Annotated in this window: 1 protein-coding gene and 1 pseudogene; both read left to right on the forward strand. The window is 38.3% G+C overall.

The features are described from left to right. The coding region (locus ABT299_RS52720) for a lactose/cellobiose PTS transporter subunit IIB (RefSeq protein WP_500255488.1) at positions 1-529 on the forward strand (529 nt) is incomplete at its 5' end. A gap of 104 nt (positions 530-633) precedes the next feature. Beyond that, positions 634-1,267: pseudogene (locus ABT299_RS52725) on the forward strand (family 1 glycosylhydrolase); the annotation flags it as partial.

The following is a 1,267-nucleotide window of genomic DNA, read 5'->3' on the forward strand; positions in this document are numbered from 1 at the left end:
CTTAGTCGGACTCTTGGTAGTTGTTGATACTATCATTTATTACCCATTTGTTAAGGTATACGATGAACAAATTCTTGAAGAAGAACGTTCTGGTAAAACAAACGATGCTCTTAAAGAAAAAGTAGCTGCAAACTTCAATACTGCTAAAGCAGATGCCGTTCTTGGAAAAGCAGGCGTTGCTAAAGAAGATGTAGCAGCAAACAATAATATCACAAAAGAAACTAATGTCCTTGTTCTTTGTGCAGGTGGAGGTACAAGTGGCTTGCTTGCCAATGCCTTGAACAAAGCAGCAGCAGAATACAATGTTCCAGTCAAGGCGGCAGCGGGTGGTTACGGTGCTCACCGTGAAATGTTGCCAGAGTTTGACTTGGTAATCTTGGCTCCACAGGTCGCTTCAAACTTCGATGATATGAAGGCTGAAACAGATAAATTGGGCATTAAACTTGTAAAAACTGAAGGAGCTCAATATATCAAATTGACACGTGACGGAAAAGGTGCTCTTGCATTTGTTCAACAACAGTTTGATTAATAAATTTGTAAAAGTTATTTGAGACGAGATCACTCATTCCATTTCCTTGGTTTTCAGAACACAGAATCTCGTCTCAAATGCTTTTTTTGAAAGGACTTACACTTATGACTAAAACACTTCCTAAAGATTTTATTTTTGGTGGTGCTACAGCTGCTTATCAAGCAGAAGGTGCAACTCACACAGATGGTAAGGGCCCAGTAGCATGGGATAAGTATCTTGCAGACAATTATTGGTATACAGCAGAACCTGCAAGTGATTTTTACCATAAATACCCAGTTGATTTAGAATTAGCTGAAGAATATGGTGTTAATGGTATTCGTATTTCTATTGCCTTGTCTCGTATTTTCCCAACGGGTTACGGTGAAGTAAATGAAAAAGGTGTTGAATTCTACCATAAACTATTTGCTGAATGCCACAAGCGTCATGTTGAACCATTTGTGACTTTGCATCATTTTGACACACCAGAAGCTCTTCATTCAAATGGAGATTTCTTAATCCGCGAAATTATATAACACTTTATAGATTATGCCGCTTTCTGTTTTGAAGAGTTTCCAGAAGTAAACTACTGGACAACTTTCAATGAAATTGGCCCAATTGGTGATGGTCAATACTTGGTTGGTAAATTCCCTCCAGGCATTAAATATGATCTTGCCAAAGTCTTCCAATCACACCACAACATGATGGTCTCTCATGCACGTGCTGTAAAATTGTATAAGGATAAAGGTTATAAAGGTGAAA

This window comes from Spirillospora sp. NPDC000708 (assembly GCF_040299565.1).
Classification (GTDB): domain Bacteria; phylum Actinomycetota; class Actinomycetes; order Streptosporangiales; family Streptosporangiaceae; genus Spirillospora.